This is a genomic window from Chelonobacter oris (assembly GCF_000772535.1).
Lineage (GTDB): Bacteria > Pseudomonadota > Gammaproteobacteria > Enterobacterales > Pasteurellaceae > Chelonobacter > Chelonobacter oris.
The window spans coordinates 45,000-63,954 of the sequence record NZ_JSUM01000001.1; the positions used below are offsets into that span (position 1 = coordinate 45,000).

At 48.2% G+C, this 18,955-nt stretch carries 16 protein-coding genes and 1 pseudogene; 4 read left to right on the forward strand and 13 right to left on the reverse strand.

From position 1 onward, the window contains the following. Positions 1-2: 2 nt before the first annotated feature. Positions 3-1,193 carry an anaerobic sulfatase maturase gene (locus OA57_RS00240; RefSeq protein WP_034612083.1) on the forward strand — a complete coding sequence of 397 codons (1,191 nt, stop codon included), beginning with the start codon at positions 3-5 and terminating at the stop codon, positions 1,191-1,193. A 109-nt stretch (positions 1,194-1,302) separates the two neighbouring features. On the opposite strand, the gene rpoH is transcribed toward OA57_RS00240, so the two are convergent. Beyond that, on the reverse strand, positions 1,303-2,145 hold the full coding sequence (rpoH, locus tag OA57_RS00245; RefSeq protein ID WP_034611904.1) for an RNA polymerase sigma factor RpoH: 843 nt from the start codon (positions 2,143-2,145) through the stop codon (positions 1,303-1,305). Between the two features lie 362 nt (positions 2,146-2,507). Between rpoH and OA57_RS00250 the strand changes: the two genes are divergently transcribed. Further along, positions 2,508-3,140 (forward strand): LysE family translocator, encoded by a 633-nt coding sequence (locus OA57_RS00250; protein ID WP_235424608.1) that lies wholly within the window; start codon positions 2,508-2,510, stop codon positions 3,138-3,140. A gap of 24 nt (positions 3,141-3,164) precedes the next feature. Here OA57_RS00250 and OA57_RS00255 read toward each other — a convergent pair whose 3' ends face one another. Together OA57_RS00255 and asd are read right to left on the reverse strand one after the other, a co-directional pair. Next, positions 3,165-4,106, reverse strand: coding sequence for an alpha/beta fold hydrolase (locus OA57_RS00255; RefSeq protein WP_034611908.1), 942 nt, complete (start codon positions 4,104-4,106; stop codon positions 3,165-3,167). A 143-nt stretch (positions 4,107-4,249) separates the two neighbouring features. Beyond that, a complete protein-coding gene (gene asd / locus OA57_RS00260) occupies positions 4,250-5,359 on the reverse strand; it encodes an aspartate-semialdehyde dehydrogenase (protein ID WP_034611910.1) in 1,110 nt (369 codons plus the stop codon). Positions 5,360-5,687: 328 nt separating this feature from the next. On the opposite strand from asd, the gene ytfE reads away from it, so the two are divergent. Beyond that, entirely contained in the window at positions 5,688-6,359 is a 672-nt protein-coding gene (gene ytfE / locus OA57_RS00265; RefSeq protein WP_034611912.1) for an iron-sulfur cluster repair protein YtfE, read from the forward strand. Between the two features lie 83 nt (positions 6,360-6,442). Here the strand turns inward: ytfE and OA57_RS00270 are convergent, their stop codons facing one another. The 5 genes and pseudogenes from OA57_RS00270 to OA57_RS00290 all read right to left on the reverse strand — a co-directional run bounded on the left by OA57_RS00270 (position 6,443) and on the right by OA57_RS00290 (position 12,535). After that, positions 6,443-7,117, reverse strand: a complete 675-nt coding sequence (locus OA57_RS00270; RefSeq protein WP_034611913.1) for a DNA-3-methyladenine glycosylase I — start codon at positions 7,115-7,117, stop codon at positions 6,443-6,445. Continuing rightward, positions 7,114-7,878: a DeoR/GlpR family transcriptional regulator gene (locus OA57_RS00275; protein WP_034611915.1), complete on the reverse strand. Its 765-nt coding sequence runs from the start codon at positions 7,876-7,878 to the stop codon at positions 7,114-7,116. The genes OA57_RS00270 and OA57_RS00275 overlap by 4 nt, the downstream gene beginning before the upstream one ends. A 204-nt stretch (positions 7,879-8,082) precedes the next feature. After that, positions 8,083-10,565: pseudogene (locus OA57_RS00280) on the reverse strand (DEAD/DEAH box helicase). 58 nt (positions 10,566-10,623) lie between these two features. Beyond that, a complete protein-coding gene (locus OA57_RS00285) occupies positions 10,624-12,081 on the reverse strand; it encodes an Eco57I restriction-modification methylase domain-containing protein (RefSeq protein WP_235424610.1) in 1,458 nt (485 codons plus the stop codon). After that, a complete protein-coding gene (locus OA57_RS00290) occupies positions 12,065-12,535 on the reverse strand; it encodes an SAM-dependent DNA methyltransferase (protein WP_200883576.1) in 471 nt (156 codons plus the stop codon). Before OA57_RS00290 ends, OA57_RS00285 begins: the two co-directional genes overlap by 17 nt. A 256-nt stretch (positions 12,536-12,791) precedes the next feature. Here OA57_RS00290 and OA57_RS00295 point away from each other — a divergent pair, with 256 nt between their 5' ends. Continuing rightward, positions 12,792-13,202 carry a helix-turn-helix domain-containing protein gene (locus tag OA57_RS00295; RefSeq protein ID WP_034611916.1) on the forward strand — a complete coding sequence of 137 codons (411 nt, stop codon included), beginning with the start codon at positions 12,792-12,794 and terminating at the stop codon, positions 13,200-13,202. A 170-nt stretch (positions 13,203-13,372) separates the two neighbouring features. Here the strand turns inward: OA57_RS00295 and glpC are convergent, their stop codons facing one another. The 5 genes from glpC to dmsD form a co-directional block, all read right to left on the reverse strand. Beyond that, positions 13,373-14,632, reverse strand: coding sequence for an anaerobic glycerol-3-phosphate dehydrogenase subunit GlpC (gene glpC, locus OA57_RS00300; RefSeq protein ID WP_034611918.1), 1,260 nt, complete (start codon positions 14,630-14,632; stop codon positions 13,373-13,375). After that, positions 14,629-15,909: a glycerol-3-phosphate dehydrogenase subunit GlpB gene (gene glpB / locus OA57_RS00305; RefSeq protein ID WP_034611920.1), complete on the reverse strand. Its 1,281-nt coding sequence runs from the start codon at positions 15,907-15,909 to the stop codon at positions 14,629-14,631. Before glpB ends, glpC begins: the two co-directional genes overlap by 4 nt. Beyond that, positions 15,899-17,566, reverse strand: a complete 1,668-nt coding sequence (gene glpA, locus OA57_RS00310) for an anaerobic glycerol-3-phosphate dehydrogenase subunit A (RefSeq protein WP_034611922.1) — start codon at positions 17,564-17,566, stop codon at positions 15,899-15,901. The genes glpB and glpA overlap by 11 nt, the downstream gene beginning before the upstream one ends. A gap of 159 nt (positions 17,567-17,725) precedes the next feature. After that, a complete protein-coding gene (napF, locus tag OA57_RS00315) occupies positions 17,726-18,286 on the reverse strand; it encodes a ferredoxin-type protein NapF (protein WP_034611925.1) in 561 nt (186 codons plus the stop codon). 14 nt (positions 18,287-18,300) lie between these two features. Beyond that, a complete protein-coding gene (dmsD, locus tag OA57_RS00320; RefSeq protein WP_034611928.1) occupies positions 18,301-18,918 on the reverse strand; it encodes a Tat proofreading chaperone DmsD in 618 nt (205 codons plus the stop codon). Positions 18,919-18,955 lie beyond the last annotated feature (37 nt).

The window sequence follows — 18,955 nt, forward strand, 5'->3', positions numbered from 1 at the left end:
TTATGCTGAAACCGACCAGTTTTAAATGTAACATTAAGTGTGATTATTGCTTTTATCTTGAAAAAGAACAGTTTATGCCGCACGATAATGCCTCGCTGTCGATGTCGGTGCAGACTGCAAGCGTGTTTATTCGGCAGCATATTGCGCAAAGTGAAGAAAAAGACGTCTATTTTACTTGGCAAGGCGGCGAGCCGCTGATGGCGGGGCTTGCCTTTTTTGAGGAGGTGATCCGCATTCAGAGCCGTTTTGCTGCGCAGTATCATAAAACGGTGCATAATGCGATTCAGACCAACGGCATATTGATTAATGCCAAATGGGCTGAGTTTTTCAGGCATAACCGGATTTTAATCGGCATTTCCATCGACGGCGATGAAGAGCTGCATGATCGCTATCGAATCAGTAACAGCGGAAAAGGCACATTCCGACAGGTAAAACAGGCTATCGAGCTGTTGAAAGCGCATCAAGTGGCGTTTAATACCCTGACGGTGATTAACAATATCAACGCCGCTTATCCGTTACGGGTTTATACTTTTCTTAAACAGCTGGGCAGTCGCCATATGCAGTTTATTCCGGTGGTGGAAACCCGTGGGCTGGATCAAAACTTTAAACCCGCTTGGCTAAGTGCCGGCAGTATTATACCGCTGACTACCGATTTCTCCGTCGGTGCCGAACAGTATGCCGACTTTATAAAGACGCTGTTTGACGAGTGGTTAGAGAAGGATATCGGCAAAATTTCGGTTCAATTGTTTGAATCTATTTTTGCCCGTTTTTGCGGTGTCGAAGCATTAATGTGTATCTACCGCCAACATTGCGGCGGTGAAAATCTGGCACTGGAGGCTAACGGCGATGTGTATGCTTGCGATCACTTTGTTTATCCGGATTATAAATTGGGCAATATCACCACCTTATCCGAAGCGGATATTGAGCGGCAATCAGCCGCACTTTCGGCACAAAAAGCGGATTTAAACCGAGCGTGTAACGAATGCGAATGGAAAGCGTTGTGTTATGGCGGTTGTCCGAAACATCGTTTTATCAGTAATCAATACGGCGAGCGGCATAACTATTTTTGCCTTGCCTATCAACAAATTTTTCGACATGTAACGCCGGCAATGAATTTTATGGTGACGTTGAAAGAACAGAATGTGCCGCTGGAATGGATTAAACAGTATCGAGACAGGATTTATCCGCAATAAGCGTAAAATGCCGGGCTAAGTAAAAACCGAATTCCGCTGTGAACAGAATTCGGTTTTTCTCATTATCGGTTTCCTATCCGTGTACGGACAGGGCATGAGCCGATGAGCGTTAGAAACTCACTGCACCTTTCAGTTTTTTCAGCGCATTGTTTTCCAGTTGGCGCACACGTTCGGCAGAAATATTGTATTTTGCCGCCAAATCTTGCAGGGTCGCTTTTTCATCGTCCAACCAGCGTGAGCGGATAATATCCAGGCTGCGTTCATCAAGTGCGGACAAGGCTTCATTTAATTGTTCGCTCGCCTGATTGTCGTAGTTCTCATCTTCCAGATCAGCGGCGAAATCAGAGCTTTTGTCCTCCAGATACAGCGCCGGGCTATAGCTTTCTTCCGCATCGTCGGTCGGCAAATCAAACGCCATGTCATGCCCGCTCATGCGTGATTCCATCTCTTTCACATCGGCAACGGAAACACCCAATTCATCGGCGACCATCGCCACTTCGCTTTCGTTAAACCAACCGAAACGCTGTTTGGTTTTGCGCAGGTTAAAGAACAGTTTGCGTTGTGCTTTGGTGGTAGCAACTTTGACAATCCGCCAGTTGCGCAACACATATTCGTGAATTTCTGCTTTCACCCAATGCACCGCAAAAGAAACCAGACGCACACCGACTTCGGGGTTGAAACGGCGAACCGCTTTCATCAAGCCGATATTGCCTTCCTGAATCAGATCCGCTTGCGGCAAGCCGTAGCCGGAATAACCGCGCGCAACATGGATCACGAAGCGCAGGTGCGACAGAATCAATTCTTTCGCTGCCTCTAAATCCTGTTGGTAATACAAACGCTCCGCCAACTCCTTCTCTTCCTCTGCGGTCAGCATCGGGTATTGGTTAGCCGCCCGAATATACCCTTCGAGGCTGCCTTGAGGGACAAGCATCATTTGCATATCTTTGGTCATTATATTCCTTCTCTCTTTCAATATAGGGCGTTGCATTTCACACAACGAAGTGTACTTATACCACAAATCGAACCAAGTTCAAAATTTCAGGCACGATCGGCATTACAGTACGGACGATAATTTAGACGGTTTTTTTGTTGAAAAGTTCAACTTTTGTTGAGTTTATTGTACATCTCAAACCGCACTTGCCGCCGTTTCCGTTTTCAGCCAAGCCGGAAATGCAAAGATGTGGGATAAGCCATTTCAGCGCATTAAGCGGCAGGTTTTTAATCTATTCCAAAATCTCACTTCTTTGTCAAAACATTTCGATTTTATTTTCCTGTAAAACTATTTAACATCAGGACTAAGCACAACATTTTTGAATGAAAAATAGTTTGAGTATGAATGAATTACTGGCAGTAATAACGATTACGGTTTTGGCGGTCATCAGTCCCGGCGGTGATTTCGCCATGGTCACGCGCAACAGTTATTTATACGGCAAACGGGCGGGCGTGATCACTGCCCTAGGCATTGCAAGTGCGGTTTGGGTACACGTCGGTTACACCTTGCTCGGCGTCAGCGTATTATTGTTGCAATCGCCGTGGTTGTTTAATCTGGTAAAAGTTTTCGGGGCGTTATACTTGATTTACATCGGCATCAGCACCTTCCGCCATCGTGTATTGATGTCGAATTTAACTGCTGAAAGTGCGGTCTTGCCTGATAAACAGGCATTTAAAAATGGTTTTGTCACTAATGCGCTCAACCCGAAAACAACGTTATTTGTGCTCAGCACTTTCAGCCAAATCATCAATCCGAAAACCCCATTGACGGTGCAACTCGGCTACGGTGTGTTTATGTCGGCGGCGCATTTGCTGTGGTTCGGCATGGTTGCAGTAATGTTGTCCACACCGCGTATTCGCACCGGTCTGTTAAGCCGGCAGATCTATGTTAATCGGGTGATCGGGCTGATTTTGTGTGCATTAGGGGCGATGTTGTTGCTTTCTTCCGCCGATTGACCGAAAAAGCGATAATTATTGATATTAAGCGACCAAAAAAGCATGAATTTTATCCAGTGCCGATTGGCGAATGCCGTCACGCTCAAACAGGATTTCATGTTTGGCGTGATCAATGATTTCATGCTGTAAATGTGTGAACAGCGCCGCATATTTTTCGATTTGGCGATTGGAGACGATCACCTCTTTTTCCGCTTGCAGCAGCATCACCGGAATCGTAATTTTACCGATTGCACGCGGCAGTTTTTTAAACTGGTTGAAGCATTGGTGCGCCCAGCGGAAAGTCGGGCCGCCCAAGTGAAGCGCCGGGAAGCGGCGGTTTATACGGTTGGTCCACATCATGCGGCTTTTGCAACAGCTTAATTCGTTGTCTTCCGGGTTGATCGGTTTATAGGCATTTCGACCGAAAACATAACGTTGATCTTGCCCGAGCAACACCATTAAATGCACGATTAACGGATCCAAACACGGATTTTTCAGCGGCAGGGCAAATAACGGCGCATTGAGTATCAATTTATCGATCTTGTGCGGATATTTTGCCAGATACAGCGTGGCGATCAGACCGCCCATCGAATGTGCCAGAATGACTTGCTGTTGGTAATCATGCCGTTGGTTGACACTGTGCAGCACGGCATCCAAATCGTCGAGATAATAATCAAAACGGTCGATATAGCCTTTGTCCGGATCGGGCAGCAGCCGCTGTGAATAGCCCTGTCCACGGTGGTCAAAGGTTAAGACGTCATAACCCTGTCGATAAAAATCGTAGGCGATTTCTGTCCATTTCAACAGGTTTTCCCCACGACCGCTGACCAACAACATCAGCTTGCGCGGCTGTTGTTGCGTATGCTCAAAGAAGCGGTAGGCAATTCGGCAGCGCCGTTGCCCGTCGAGATAGTGCAGCGGAAATTGTTCGGCAAACGGTTTCAGCGTTTTTAATGCAAACCGACCAAAGTGCGGTTCTCGTTCCATTTGATTTCCTTGCCTTTTATTTTTTTGATGCAGTTTACTGCTTACACGACAGGATTTCGAGTGAAAATGATAAAAAAACCAATGTAAAGTGCGGTTTTGAACCTACCAAAACCGCACTTTCTATTCACCATTTTGTCTGAAAATTATGCGATCAATAAGCGCAAAATACGGCGTAACGGCTCTGCCGCACCCCATAACAATTGATCGCCGACCGTGAATGCCGCCAGATATTCAGGCCCCATATTCAGTTTGCGCAGACGGCCGACCGGAACGCTCAATGTGCCGGTCACTTTGGTCGGGGTCAATTCACGCAAGGTGGCTTCTTTTTCATTCGGAATGACTTTTACCCATTCGTTGTGTGAGGCGAGGATTTGTTCAATCTCTGCCAGCGGCAGATCTTTTTTCATTTTGATGGTGAATGCCTGACTGTGGCAGCGCAGCGCCCCGATGCGCACGCACAGCCCGTCAATCGGAACCGGACTGTCGGACAAGCCCAGAATTTTATTGGTTTCGGCATAACCTTTCCACTCTTCTTTGGTTTGTCCGCTGTCCAACAGTTTGTCGATCCACGGAATTAAACTGCCAGCAAGCGGTGCGCCGAAATTTTCGGTCGGCAAATCGCCGCGCATTTTATCGGTAACCGCTCTTTCGATCTCCAGAATAGAAGATGCCGGGTTATCCAAATCGGTTTTTACCACATCACGCAGTTCGCCCATTTGTACCAATAATTCACGCATATTTTTCGCACCGGCGCCGCTTGCCGCTTGATAAGTCGCAACGGAAATCCATTCGACCAAATCATGTTCGAACAAGCCGCCCAGCGCCATCAACATCAGGCTGACGGTGCAGTTGCCGCCGACATAGGTTTTCACGCCTTTTGCCAAGCCGTCGCGGATAACGTGTTCGTTGACCGGATCCAGTACGATAATCGCATCGTCTTCCATGCGTAGGGCGGAAGCGGCGTCAATCCAGTACCCGTCCCAGCCGGTCGCACGCAGTTTGGCATAGACCTCGTTAGTGTAGTCGCCGCCTTGGCAGGTGACGATAATATCCAGTTTTTTCAGGGCTTCGATATCATAAGCATCTTGCAACACGCCGCTGTCTTTGCCGCCAAATTCAGGCGCTTTTTGCCCGGCTTGCGAGGTGGTGAAATACACCGGGTTAATATGGGCAAAATCTTGCTCTTGCTGCATACGATCCATTAAAACGGAACCGACCATTCCGCGCCAACCGATAAAACCGACGTTTTGCATATGATTTCCTTGTTTTTGATGTTGTGATTGATGTTGTGATATTAAATTTATTGTTCTAATTAATTACAACATCACTTCAATAAAAGCAACTCTTTTAGCAAAAAATTTTCTTGGCGGTCGGGTTTTGATGTCGGTTCTGCTAACGAACAGGCTTTGGCAGCCGATTAATGGCGAGGGCGGCAAGAGCGGTTATGCTACCTAATTCAAGGTATTCGGCTTGATACAGATCAAAAGATAGATTAAAAATACAGATTTTAACGGCTAAATAACCTACTATTTAACTCAAGCTTTAGTTCTTACACAACCTAACGAGTAGCACGAGGAAATTATGTCATATCAAGAGAAAAAATTGAGCGAATTGGCGATTACCGTTCCGGGCGCAACCAAACTGTTCCGTGAATATGATCTGGATTTTTGCTGTGGCGGAGCCAATACGTTGGGCTTTGCAGCCAAGCTGAAAAATCTGGATTTGGCGGCGATTGAAAAACGGCTGGCAGCGCTGGAAGGACGGCAACAAAGCGGACAAGAGCAGGATTGGACACAGGCGGCGTATTCGGAGATGATTGCACATATTATCGCCCGCTATCATCAGCGCCACCGTGAACAATTGCCGGAACTGATTTTGATGGCGGAAAAAGTCGAGAACGTGCATGGTGAGCGACAAGATTGCCCGATGGGGGCTTCTGCGGTGTTAAAAGAGATTTATGCCGAACTGAGCCTGCATATGCAGAAAGAAGAGCAAATTCTGTTCCCGATGATTCAAGCCGGACAATATGCGATGGCAAGAATGCCGATTCAGGTGATGGAACATGAGCATGACGATGCCGGACAACAAGTAGAGGTATTGAAATCGATCACCGATAATGTTACCCCACCGGCAGACGCCTGTAATACTTGGCGTGCCTTATATCGCGGAATTAATGCGTTTATCGATGATTTAATGCTGCATATCCATTTGGAAAACAACATTCTGTTCCCGCGTGTCGTGAGCGAAGCCTAACCGTTGCGAGCCGACCGCACTTTGCTTGGCTTAAAAGGCAAGTTTAGCTATCAAAGTGCGGTGTCGGCGGACATACGGTATGCTTATTCCCCCATACTGAATGCGACAATCTGGCTGATATGCGCCAGTGGGCGGCCGGATTGCCGTTGCCATTCCTGAAAAATCTGCTGTGCGGCGGCAAAGGTGCGTTGGGTTTGAATGCCGCCGTCAATCAAGTGGTGATTGCGCAAATAGGCTTCTACATCGTGGGTCAATAAAAACGTATCTTTGCCGACCGCTCTCAGGCTGTAAGCGCCGGTATTGCCGCCCAACCGTTTGCCGTTTTTCTTCAAATATTGCCAAAGTGCGGTAATATCCTCACCCGGCCATTCGGCAATCAACTTGGAAAATCCGCCGTCCAGATTTGCTTGATAGATCATCTGTGCGTTGTATTTGATGGTTGCCACTTTCGGCCAATAACGGATAATTCCCGGATCCTGCGCTTTCTTTTCCCACAGTTCGTCCGGCATCATCAGCAGTTTCTCAATGTCGAAGCCCCAGAAAACCTGTTCGAAGTTATCCCATTTTTTATTCACCACTTTCCAGACGATGCCGCATTGGAAAATCTTGCGTGTCATTTCCGACAACCAACGGTGATCCGGCACGGCAAGCAGCTCCCGAGTGGTTTTTATACGGCATAATGCCGCTTCCAGTTGCGTTTCGCCGCCTTTGCGGGCGGCGGCACGCTGATAAATATCGCTAAATTTTTCTAAAATCATGATTCGCAGCAAATCTCCAGTTGTACACCGCTTTGTTGCAGCAGGCGGATAATTTTTTCATGCGGTTCTTGGTCGGTCAACACCACGTCCAGATCCTGAATAGCGCCCAGCCGTACAATTGCCCGACGGTTAAATTTGGAGTGATCGATTGGCAGCAAGACTTTGCGCGAACTGTTAATCAATGCCCGTTTGACCTGCACCTCGTGAAAATCATAATCCAGCAGTGTGCCGTCTTCGTCAATGGCGCTGATGCCTAAAATGCCGTAATCGAGGCGGAATTGGGAAATAAAATCCACGGTTGCTTCGCCGATCATGCCGCCGTCTTCACGCAAATTGCCGCCGGCAATGGTGATATTGAAATCGGCTTTTTTCATCAAAATATGGGCGGCGTTTAAATTATTGGTGACGATTTGCAGATTTTGATGTTCCAGCAAGGCATAGGCAACGGCTTCCGGTGTGGTGCCGATATCGATAAACAGCGAGGCGCCGTTCGGAATCAGGGCGGCGACCTGCTTGGCAATCGCCTGTTTTTCTTTGGAAAAAAAGAATTTCCGTTCCTGATAATCGCTGTTTTCGGTGCTTGACGGCGAGGCTGCGCCACCGTGATGGCGGCGTATCAGATTTTGTTCCGCCAGCTCGTTCAAATCGCGCCGAATGGTTTGTGAGGTGACATCAAACACCGCCACCAGCTCTTCGGTGCTGATATACCCCCGTTGCGTGACCAAGTCGACGATTTGTGTATGGCGCATCGATTGTTTCATTAATTTCTCCTTTTACTGAAAGCAACAGCTGTCGTCCGTTAGTTTTGAGAGATTTTACCTTAAAGTGCGGTGATTGGGGGAGTGTCGGCATAAAATTAAACAAAAAACCGCACTTTGTTTTTGCAGCGTTAAACAAAGTGCGGTGACGGCTTGAACCGTCGGCGGGTTTAAGCGTCGGGCGATTGCCCGAGCGGCGTAACCGGTTTAGCGGTGATACAGTTGGTAATCCAGCCGGCTGATGCTGGTATCATACAAGCCGATTTGCGCTTCTTGATGTTTTAATATGCCGGCGTATTCCAAACTGGAATCTTCATAACGTTTGAATTTATAGACCGCATCATTCATCAATGCGCTGTTAAACACATTTAAGCCGACCAACAACTCAAAATCCCGTTGCGACAATCCCGTCACTTTTTTGAATAATGCCGGTTCAAGCTGCGTGATGACATCTTTTAAACAATGTTCACGGTAGTCGGTCAAATACATAAAAACAGGAATGCGGGTGGCAAACTTAATCAACTTTTCCTGAATCTGTTTGCGTAACGATTTGTACTCTTTTTCTTCTTCGCTTAACTGTTTTTTCTCCTCTTTTGTCAAATCCCGCTCGTTGGCTTCCTGCTTGGTTTTTTTCACCGATTCCGATTTATTGATGATGGTTTCGATATCTTGGTTTAATGAACGGAAACCTTCGATATTCATTAACGCCTCTAGTGTGGTTTCATTTTGCATTAAGCGTTGTAAGGTATCATTATCGACATTGACCAACAGCGCACTTTCCCAACGTCGAGCCAATAACGTTGCCGTCGTGCCGCTCATCGCCATGTCCAATACGCCGGCGGCGTCGATTTGCTTCATTGAACTGCCGTCATAGGCAAGCACCGCTAAAAAACGGATAAATTCCGCCACTTTGATTTCGGGGCTGGTTTCGTCGACATTCAAGCGGTAGCTATAATCGCTGATTTGGCGTAATGCGCGATCCGGTGCGAAATCAAAAATATAACATTCATGCTTAACGATTAATTCATGGTTGGGATCATTGGCATCGTGTCCGCGCAAGACCCAAGGCGTTTGCACACGGAACGCCGCCTGAAAATAGGTTTCCGGACTGGAGGCGTTGCGCAGCATAAAAATGCCTGTCCACGGCGGCACCGAAACACCGGTGGTTAATTTGCCGCAAGACAAGGTGATGGTTTTACTTTCCAGCGCATTGCCCATGGCGTTTTTCACCGGCGGTAGCGCATCAACGCCGATACCGGCTTCAGCGCCTGCGGCGACAATCACTTGATAACCGGCATAAAACTGATTTTGTTTTTGTTTCAACAGATTGCGCATCGCATAACAAGAAGCGACCGTCGGCAAAAACCAAAAGGTATGCAACAAACTGTCTAATAACTCCACGTGGGAAAACGGCATCGGCGGTTTTTGTGTGCCGAGTTTCAGCGTGTCCGTCGTGGTTTCCGGCAAGGCATTGCGGATTAAATCCAGCCATTTTTGCACTTCCTCTTGATAAGTAAAGGTCGCATGATCGCCCTCACCTTGCGCAGAGAAAAAGGCGTTCAAATCAAATTCGTTAAATTCCCCTTTCAGCGCAACATCATGAATACTGTCCGGCAATTGATAGGTCATCATCACCATGCGCGGCAACGTGCGGTACGGATTATCGTCTCCTTTCCAAGCGATTTTCGCTTTTTGTTCGTCGGAATAGGTCCAGTTGAAAATCTGTTCTTCGATAAACTCACCGGAGGTAATCGCCCGAAAAGGCGTGCCGGATAAGTAGAGGTAATGATTGGTGGTGATCGGCAAATTGTCTTCGTCGAAATAGTCGGCGGCTTCGCCTTCGGCAAACGCCAGCTCACGTTTCTCTTCCGCGGCAAACAAATCTTTGGCGTTTTCACGCCAAGCGCCGTAGTGATATTCATCAAAAATCACGCAATCCCAGTTGATGGTATGCAGCCATTCGTTCTGCTCTTTGATGCCGCCGGCTTTATTTTTGCCCAAAAAATCTTGGAATGAGCCGAAACAGACCAGCAGCTTGCTTTTGTCGCAATCCTGATAACGCAATTCGCCTTCACGCACCACAAACTGCCAATCCTGAAAATCCACATGCTTTGCAAATCTTCCTGCCATGCGCTTTGTACCGCAGGTTTAAACGTCATAATCAAAATCTTTTGCCAGCCCATTTGTTTTGCCAATTGGTAGGCGGCAAAGGTTTTGCCGAAACGCATTTTGGCGTTCCACAAAAAGTGCGGTGTTTTGCCCTGATTTTTCGGGTCGGATTGATAACGTTCAAAATAGGTTTTGGCTTTTTCCACGGCGGCTTGCTGCTCCGGCCGCATGGCAAACGACAGCGTGCGTTTCTGTTTGTTTTTCTTGCCGGTTTTGACTTCCCATAATGCGGCTTTGACGGCATTCAAATCGCAAGCGAACCATTCGCCGTTTTTACGTTCGATATGGTGTTTTTTCAAGACCTTATGCACGTCTTTATCGGTAAACAGCTCACCGTTGTTGCGCACGGCGATTTCGTCTAATTCAATGCGGTAAGATTGCTGCGGTAACAAAACGGGATATTGCTCTTTGATCCGCTCTTGAACACGTTTGGTGGTATACCCCACTTTTAAACAGCCGGGGAAACGGCTGTCGGAATAGGCATAAATTCGGGGCGGATTTAACGGGAAAAAAGGGATTATTCATTGCTCAACTCCATTGGGCGAATCATCGATTCGATAAAGGCGATTTCGTCTTCACTTAAACCATATTTTTATACAGCTCGGCATCTGTCCACGCTTTGGAAAAGTCTTGCATTGGGACGAATTGATAGACTTTTTGGGTGGTATGTTGAGTATTCTTTTTTAATCCGAGCATAAAATGGAAAAATTTTGTTTTGATATATGAAATAACATTCATACAAGTTTTTTGATCAGAGAATGGACCAATAACTAAATAAGTTTCAGAACAACAACTATTTGGTTCGGAATAAATTGGTTTCACCAAATCTGTTTTGGAATCGCCCGAACCAACAGCATAAGGAACAATTACTTTATGCTGATCAATCCATGATGGATTTCTGGAAATAGCCGCTCTGGCAACATAACCGACATTTCTATTGGCAAAGATTTTTACTGATTCGGAAAATGGATTGGGTTTTCCTTTAAAAAACGTCCTGAATCCAAACGGTTTTTGTGAGCTTACGATGCTACTAAAACTTTTTTCATTAAGTTTTTTAATTTTATGCAAAACGGCAACACCTTCATTTTGACGAATAAAAATATCAACGCCTTTTTCTTTTATCGGACGCCGCATTTGAGAAACACATTGATGATTTTCATAGGTTGAGACCAAGCAATCGCCGCAATAATCTTTCTGCCAAAGAAAATAATTGACGCCGCCTTCGATTACGACACCGGGAAAACAATCTGCGGCATTTGGGTAATCATGAATTTCCTTAATCCGTTTATCCGCCAGCATATTCGCTCTAAACGTATCCAACCCTTTTCCGCCGGCAAACCAGCGTGACGGCGTAATCATGACTAAATAGCGCGGATTGAGTTTTTTCGCTTGTTCTACGAATTTATGGTAAATCGGCGATGCACTGGCTTGCGCACCGCCGTCACTTAATTGATACGGTGGATTAGTAATAATGACATCAAATTTCATGTGTTTTATTGTCGCCAATTTCGGCGTGGTATTGTGGTGGATAAAACCATAGGCGTGGTTTTCAAAATGGTTTTCCCGCAGATAGACGTTTTCCGTGGCGCCGCAGGTTTTGCACTTTCCGTTTTGCCAATGGTGTTCTGCCGGTGTGTAGACAATATTGCCTTGCTCGTCCTCAAATTCGGTGCAAAGCGAATATTCGCCGTCGGCACGTTTGGCACAATACACGCTGCGGCGGGCAAGCAAGCCGGTCATTTCAGTGATGGCAATGCCGTACAGCTGATGTCGGAAAATATGATTCAACCGCACTTGCAGATCGGGAAAGTGCGGTTTTAAGCCTTCGATTAACCGTTTGGCGATTTCACGCAAAAACACGCCGGATTTACACGCCGGATCCAGAAATGTGGCGTTCGGATCTTGCCAAAGGCTCGGCGGCAGCAGATCCAACATGCGGTTCGCCAACTCCGGCTCCGGCGGCGTAAAGACTTCATCGTTGGACAAATTGGCAAGGCAGTTCAATACATCGGGATTGTAATTAATCGATTCCGCCATTTGCCACCTCCAAGAAATGAATTAACGGATAGTCTTTTATCGGTTTGGGGATAAATACATCGTCGATGGAATCGGGCGCACGCCGCACGGTGTGGGATTCGGTACGTTGTACGAGATTGTCATAAACAAAATCACGCCGTTTCAATGAATTCACGCCGACAAGCGACCATTCGGAAAAGATAATCGGCTGATCATCGGCAACCCTCCGCAGTGTCAGCGCATTACCATGCAAAATATTGCACGATAAAATATAGTCGACCGATTTCAAAAACCGTTTGCAATTGCGGCCGTGGTAGCCGAATAAGCGAAAATATTGGGATTCTACAAGCTTGAGCAAGCGTTTGCGGCAATGATCAACGTTGTCTTGTAACAGTTCAACGCCATAAAGGCTGCTGACCGCCAACACTGCAAAACGCTCATAATCCGATTGGGATTTGCGATAACGTTCCGCCACGACCTGTAATTTACGACATAGAATTTACGACATAGAATTTCCGCCAGAAAATTCCCTGTACCGCACGCCGGTTCTAAAAAACGGGAATCAATGCGTTGGGTTTCATGCGTAACTAAGTCTAACATGGCATTGACTTCTTTGGGGTGGGTTAGAACTTCGCCGTGGTCAGCCACTCTCCGCTTAGATACTACCTGAATCGTCATGATTTCCACCCCTTGCTTGCGTAACTGTCAACGGGTAATGATAATTTAACGAGATGAATGAGAAAGAACGATTTTCGGAAAACTTAAAGCGCGCCTTAATTGCCAACGGCTATGAACCTAAAGCCGTGATTTTGGAGCGTGAGTTTAACTTGCGTTATTACGGCAAAGGGCTCAGTTTACACGGGGTAGCGAAATGGTTACGCGGTGAGGCGATTCCGTCTTTAGATAAATTAAGGGCGTTGTCAACGTGGTTGAAAGTCGATTTGACGGAACTGGTTTACGATTCCACATTGCGCAAACTGGAAGAGAATGAAAAAAGAAAAACGCCGGCAAAATATTATTGGGAAAGTGCGGCAAGTTTTCAGGAACAAGCGGTTTTTGAGGTGTATTTAAGTTTGCCGCCGGCACAACGCAAAATTGTACGGGAAGTGATCATTGCGTTTCATAAAGCCCGCATAAAGTAAATGATGATGTGATTTAAAATACTGTTTTTTCCATTAAGCAACCGCATTCAACAGTCCGTCAGCCCGCCCTTATCGCAATCAACAACACCGCAATCAATAACATAGTGTAACAAAACCGCACTTTATCTATATCAGCCATAAAGTGCGGTCGGGTGGGTTGGTGATGCCGCTTATTTTTGCAGCGCCATTGCCAACAAGGTGATCGGATGTAGGCATTGGCGGCTGGTCGACATATCGATCTGCCATTTACAGGTTTCGCAATCGGATACGATATAGTCGAATCCGCCCTGCTCGATTTGTTGAAACAAGCCGTTGCCGATCGCCTGTGCGGTGTCGTAGTTTTCTTTTTTGAAGCCGTATGTGCCGGCAATGCCGCAACATTGCGAGTTCAGCATGACGATCTCCAGTTGCGGAATATTGCGCAGAACTTCAATGGTATAAGGCACCCAACCGCTCTTTTCCATGTGGCAGGCGGTATGGTATGCCACCCGCAGCGGCATCGGTTTCAACGGCAGGGTTTTGCCTTGTTCGAGCAAGGTGTAAAGATAACGGGTGACCAATTGAATATGCGGCCGCACGTTGTGGTTATCCAACCCCAGAATATGTTGATATTCGTCACGCAGGGTTAAGGTGCAGGTGGACGATGTGCCGACAATATCGAGTTTGCGCTCGCTGACGGCTTTTTCCAGCTGCTGAATGTTGAATTCGCCCTGTTTTTTCGCCCGCTCAGGAAAGCCGTTGACCATCAACGGCACGCCGCAGCATTTCTCTTTTTCCAACAGCACCACGCCGATATCCATGGCGTTGAACACCTCGATTAATTCTTTGCCCAGTGTCGGGTTGTTGTAATTGACGTAGCAGCCGTGATAGTAGCCGACTTTTTCCGCATACTGTTTTTGCTGCTCCGCCACGTTGCCGTACCACCGGCGGAACGTGCCGAACGAATATTTCGGCAAGCTGCGCTGTTTGGCGACTTTGAGCGTTTTGTCCAATAAAAAGCGGGTGGCTTTCAGGCTGGTGATGGTGTTGACCACCGGTGCAAACGGCGAAGAGATCGAGCCCATAATATCGGTGTTGCTCAGCACGGCATCACGCAGTTTTTGAATGGCGGATTTGTCTTTGCCTTGCCCGTAACGGTTTCTGGCACGCACGATGATATCGCCGATTTTAACATCGGACGGACACGCCACTTCACAGCGTTTGCAGTTGGTGCAATACTTCAGCGCCTCATCATAAAACGCCGCACTTTTCAGCCGCAGCCGTTCGCCGTCGGGGCCGGATTGTTTCGGGCCTGGATAAAACGGGTTATTGCGAGACACCGGACAAACAGCGGTACAGGCGGTACATTTGATGCAGCTTTCAAAGCTGTTGTCGATGTGCGTTTGCTGTTGAGTCTGCTCCGCTTGCTGAATCAATTGTTGTAAATTCATGCCCTTTCCCCCTGCAAAATCTGATCGGCAACATGAAGTGCGGTGACCACCGCCACGCCGGAACCACAGCCTTGATGAATGGCGTCATAGCCGCCGACCACTGCGCCGACAGCGTATAAATTGTCGAGACTTTCGCCCTGTTTTTGCGCTTGGCAGCGCGCATTGATTTTCACCCCGAAGCGTTGGTACGGCTGCGGCTCGGAAAAGCGGTGGTGCGTCCATTGACTGCGGGATTCGTCATACCATAAATCCAGTTGGAAAATCGGTTCGATCACGTGATCAAAGGTTGCCGCCAAGCCGTTACTGAAAAAACTGCCGCTTGCCAGTACATAGTGGTCGGCACGTAATGCCGCTTCTTCGTTTAAGCGGGTATAAAGTGCGGTCACGTTGCCGGCATGAATTTCTGCTCGCAGGGCATTGTCGCCTTTCATCATGATTCCGCCCGCTTTCTCAAAGGCTTTTTCCAGTACCCGATGTTGGCGAATGCCCAATAATGACGGCGGCAAGGTCGGCAGTTCAAACAGGTGAATGCCGCTGGTTTGCTGTAATTGCCGCAGAAAATCGTCGTTGTCCAGTCCGAAACAGGCCGGCAGGAAAACCGTATCGGCGCCGTTTGCCGCATTTTTCAGCTCGTTCACCAATTGGGTAAAGTTGAGCTTATGCTCCAGCGCCTGCGAAATGTTGATACTGCGGAATTCTCTGGCATCGCCGCGCAGATGATCCAATTCGGGAATATGCAGATAACCGAAACTAATTTGCCATTGGGCAAAGTGCGGTAGTTGTTTTAAATTTTCACACAATAACTCGGGCTGAAAATCGTTAAACCCTTCAATGCCCAAGACGGCGACTTTTTTCAGCGCCAGCGGTTGCAGCGGATCGGCAAAAGTCGGCACACTGTTCGGTGAAAGCCAAGTCGGGCGTAATGCGCCCAACGGGGTCAGGCGCAAATGGTTATGCTTGCCCCCTTGTTTCACATTCAGCGCCAGTGTCGTCGCCAAGCGTTCAAATTCCGCCGCTTTTTGTAATACGGTTTCCGTGCCGATGAGGCTGTAGGGATGAAACGGCTGCTGTTGTGCTAATTGTTGCAGACCGTCGGTAATGTTTGTGATCGCAATGCCGTTCTCGGCTTGACTCAATAAATCAAATGAACCGGATGAAAAATCCAGTGCGCTTTGGCCGTTGCTGATAATGGCGCAACGCTGCCCGCTCTGCTGCAAACGGATTCCGCAGGTCAGCCCCGCCAATCCGCCGCCGATAATCAACGTATCAAACTTCATTATTGTCTGTTCCTTGTAACTGTTGCGTTGCCGGTGGCATCACATCGTTCAACCCCAATAAACCGTAATATACCCATGAGGTAAATTCCGCTTCACGCAGTGCGTCGCCCCAAGCGATCGGTTCGATGCCGCGCCAGCGTTCTTCCATGAAAGACGCCAGCTGGGTGGTGGATTGCTGCGCATTGGCAACCTGAAAACGAGCCATCAAGCCGGCGGCGCGGCAGGCGCACAGTTCGCCTTGGCAGGTTCCCATCCCGACACGGGTGCGGCGGCGTAAATCCACCAGATTGTTCACTTTCAATTCATCGACGGCATAACGGACTTCGCCTGCGGTGACGGCTTCGCATTCACAAATCAGGCTGCGATCCAAGCGTTCTTTCTCCAATAATCCCGTTGCACGGGAGCCGTGCCGGTAAACGGCGGACACTCGCAGCGGCGTCGGCAGCGAGATCACTTTTTGATGGGTTTCGACCGCACTTTCGTTCGAGCCGGGCAGCGGAATTTCCGCCGTGCTGCAAGCTGCGGTTTTGTTCAGTTTTTTACAGGCTAAATCCGTTGCCCATTCCGCCATTAAACGGTAAGTGATTAATTTTCCGCCGGTAATCGTGATGAAGCCGTCCAGCCCGTCCCGTTCGGCATGATCAAGTAGAACGATACCGCGGCTGACATTGCGCCCGGACGGATCGTCATCGGTCGCCACCAGCGGCCGTACGCCGGCATAAGCCCGCAGCACACGGGTATGGCGCAGACGCGGTGCCAGTTTTTCGCCCTCTTCGATCAATAAATCCACCTCTTGCGGTGTTACTATCATATTGTCGATTTGATCATAAGGGATTCGGCTTGAGGTGGTGCCGATCACGCTGATGGTATCGCCCGGCACCAGAATATCGGCATCGGCAGGTTTGCGGCAGCGGTTAATCACCATATTGTTCAAACGGTGTCCCATAATCAGCAGTGCGCCTTTTGCCGGGAACATTTTAATTTTCAAATCCGCATATTCGGCGATGCCTTGCCCCCAAATGCCGGCGGCATTGATCACCACCGGCGCAAAAAATTCCCGTTCGAGTCGGTTTTTGTGATCATAGACACGAACACCGATAATGCGGCTGCCTTCACGGATCAGCTGCCGCACTTCGCAGTAGGTGAAAACCTGTGCGCCGCGTTCTTTGGCGTCCAGCATATTGGCGGAAGTCAAGCGAAACGGATCGATACTGCCGTCCGGCACAACGATGGCGCCGATTAAATCGGGGTTGACCGACGGCTCCAGCCGTCTCGCCAAAGCGGGTTCGATTTGCAGCGCGTCAATGCCGGCACGTTCACACGCCTGTAAAAACGGCTGTTGAAACGCCAGATCGTCCTCCGGCAAGGTGATGAACAGCCCCTTGCAATCGTCAATACAGTGTTTGGCGATTCGTTTTAGAATATTATTTTCTTCAATACACTCTTTTGCCGATTCGGGATCATTAACCGCATAGCGGCCGCCGCTGTGCAGTAAACCGTGATTGCGTCCGGTTGCGCCGGTGGCGATATCGCGCCGTTCCAGTAAAATCGCACTTAGCCCTCGCAGCGCACAATCTCGGGCAATGCCCGCACCGGTTGCGCCGCCGCCGATAATGATTACATCGGTCTGTAGCCGGGAAGAAAATGGCGATGTCATCGATCAGCCCCCACATTTAATAAATTCGAATACGAAACTAGTTAGGCGGTATTTTAAGCCATCAAATCCCTTTTTGCTACAGAATGTTCGAAAACAAACATTAAAAGTAAGGGTTTGATCACAGTTTAGAAAAATATGTGAAAAGAATGCCGCAGAAAATCAGCCAAGTGCGGTTAATTTAAGATCGATATAATGTGAAGGGCAACGGATTTTGCATTCGCCGCAACCGTTGCATAATTCGGTGTTCAATTGCATTTTTTGGCTGCCGGCATCAAACGTGATGGCGTGCTGTGTGCAGGATTGACGACAAAACGCACAGTTTCTGCCTTGCTGCTGCAAGCACAGACGGTGAAAGTGCGGTCGTAAGCCGGTATCCGACCGCACTTCGCGGCTTAACGCCCCGCTTTGGCAACTGTCGCTGCATTTGCCGCACAGATCGCAATTGCAATATTCGATTTCCAACACGGCTTTTTGATCTTGAATTTGAATTAATCCGTAAGGGCAGGCTGCAACGCAATCGCCGCAGGCGGTGCAATTCTGTAAAAACAGCGGCTCGGCAACAGCTTGCGGCGGACGGGGCGCGTTACGCCGATAAGGTTCACGGCTGATTTGCCGTTGCGCCTTTTGTCCGGCATGAAAAATCCCACGCAGCAAACCCCGTCTTGAAACGTGGTTATGCTGCATAAAGGCTTGGTAATAACGTTCGTTTTTTTCAGCCATAATCGTATCCGAGATTAGCGGTATAACCGCACTTGCGGTACGGTAAGCTGTAATGCTTGCCGCCAATAATCAAGCAATGCTTGGGCGAATAAGCCTAAGCCGCAATAAAAAGGGTGATGTTGTGCGGCGATCAAGAGCTCTAAGAAGCGCCCCGACCATGGCAAGAGATGTTGTTGTAACAGTTCGTTAAGCCGTTCGGGTTGGTTTTCCGCCATCCATGCCGCTAACATTAACATCAGCCCGATATGATCTTCCGGTTCATTTTGTTGCAGTTCCAGTGTGATGCCGTGCAGGCGCATAAAACGGCGTAATTCCAGTAGCGAATTGCCGAAGATCACCGCTTCCTTATCCAGATAGACCGAGCCCCAAGGGGGGGCGGGCAAGGCGTCGGGGCCGATAAACAGCGCCTGAAAATCCGCTTCCAGGCTTTCCGTTCCTTGTTCGATGCCTTGTGTTAACTTCGCTTGAATAGCCGAACGCAATTCAGGTGATAAAAAATCACACGCTTTCTGCCATTGTGAATCGGCAAACAGCGCCAATAACGGCTGATTTTGCGGCTGTGTCGGCGAACAATAAAACAGCGAACCTAAAATTCGCCCGAATTGGGAAATGGAAGAATGGACTGGCATCATGGTTATGTTCTGTGGGTTGATTGATTTGCGGATACTT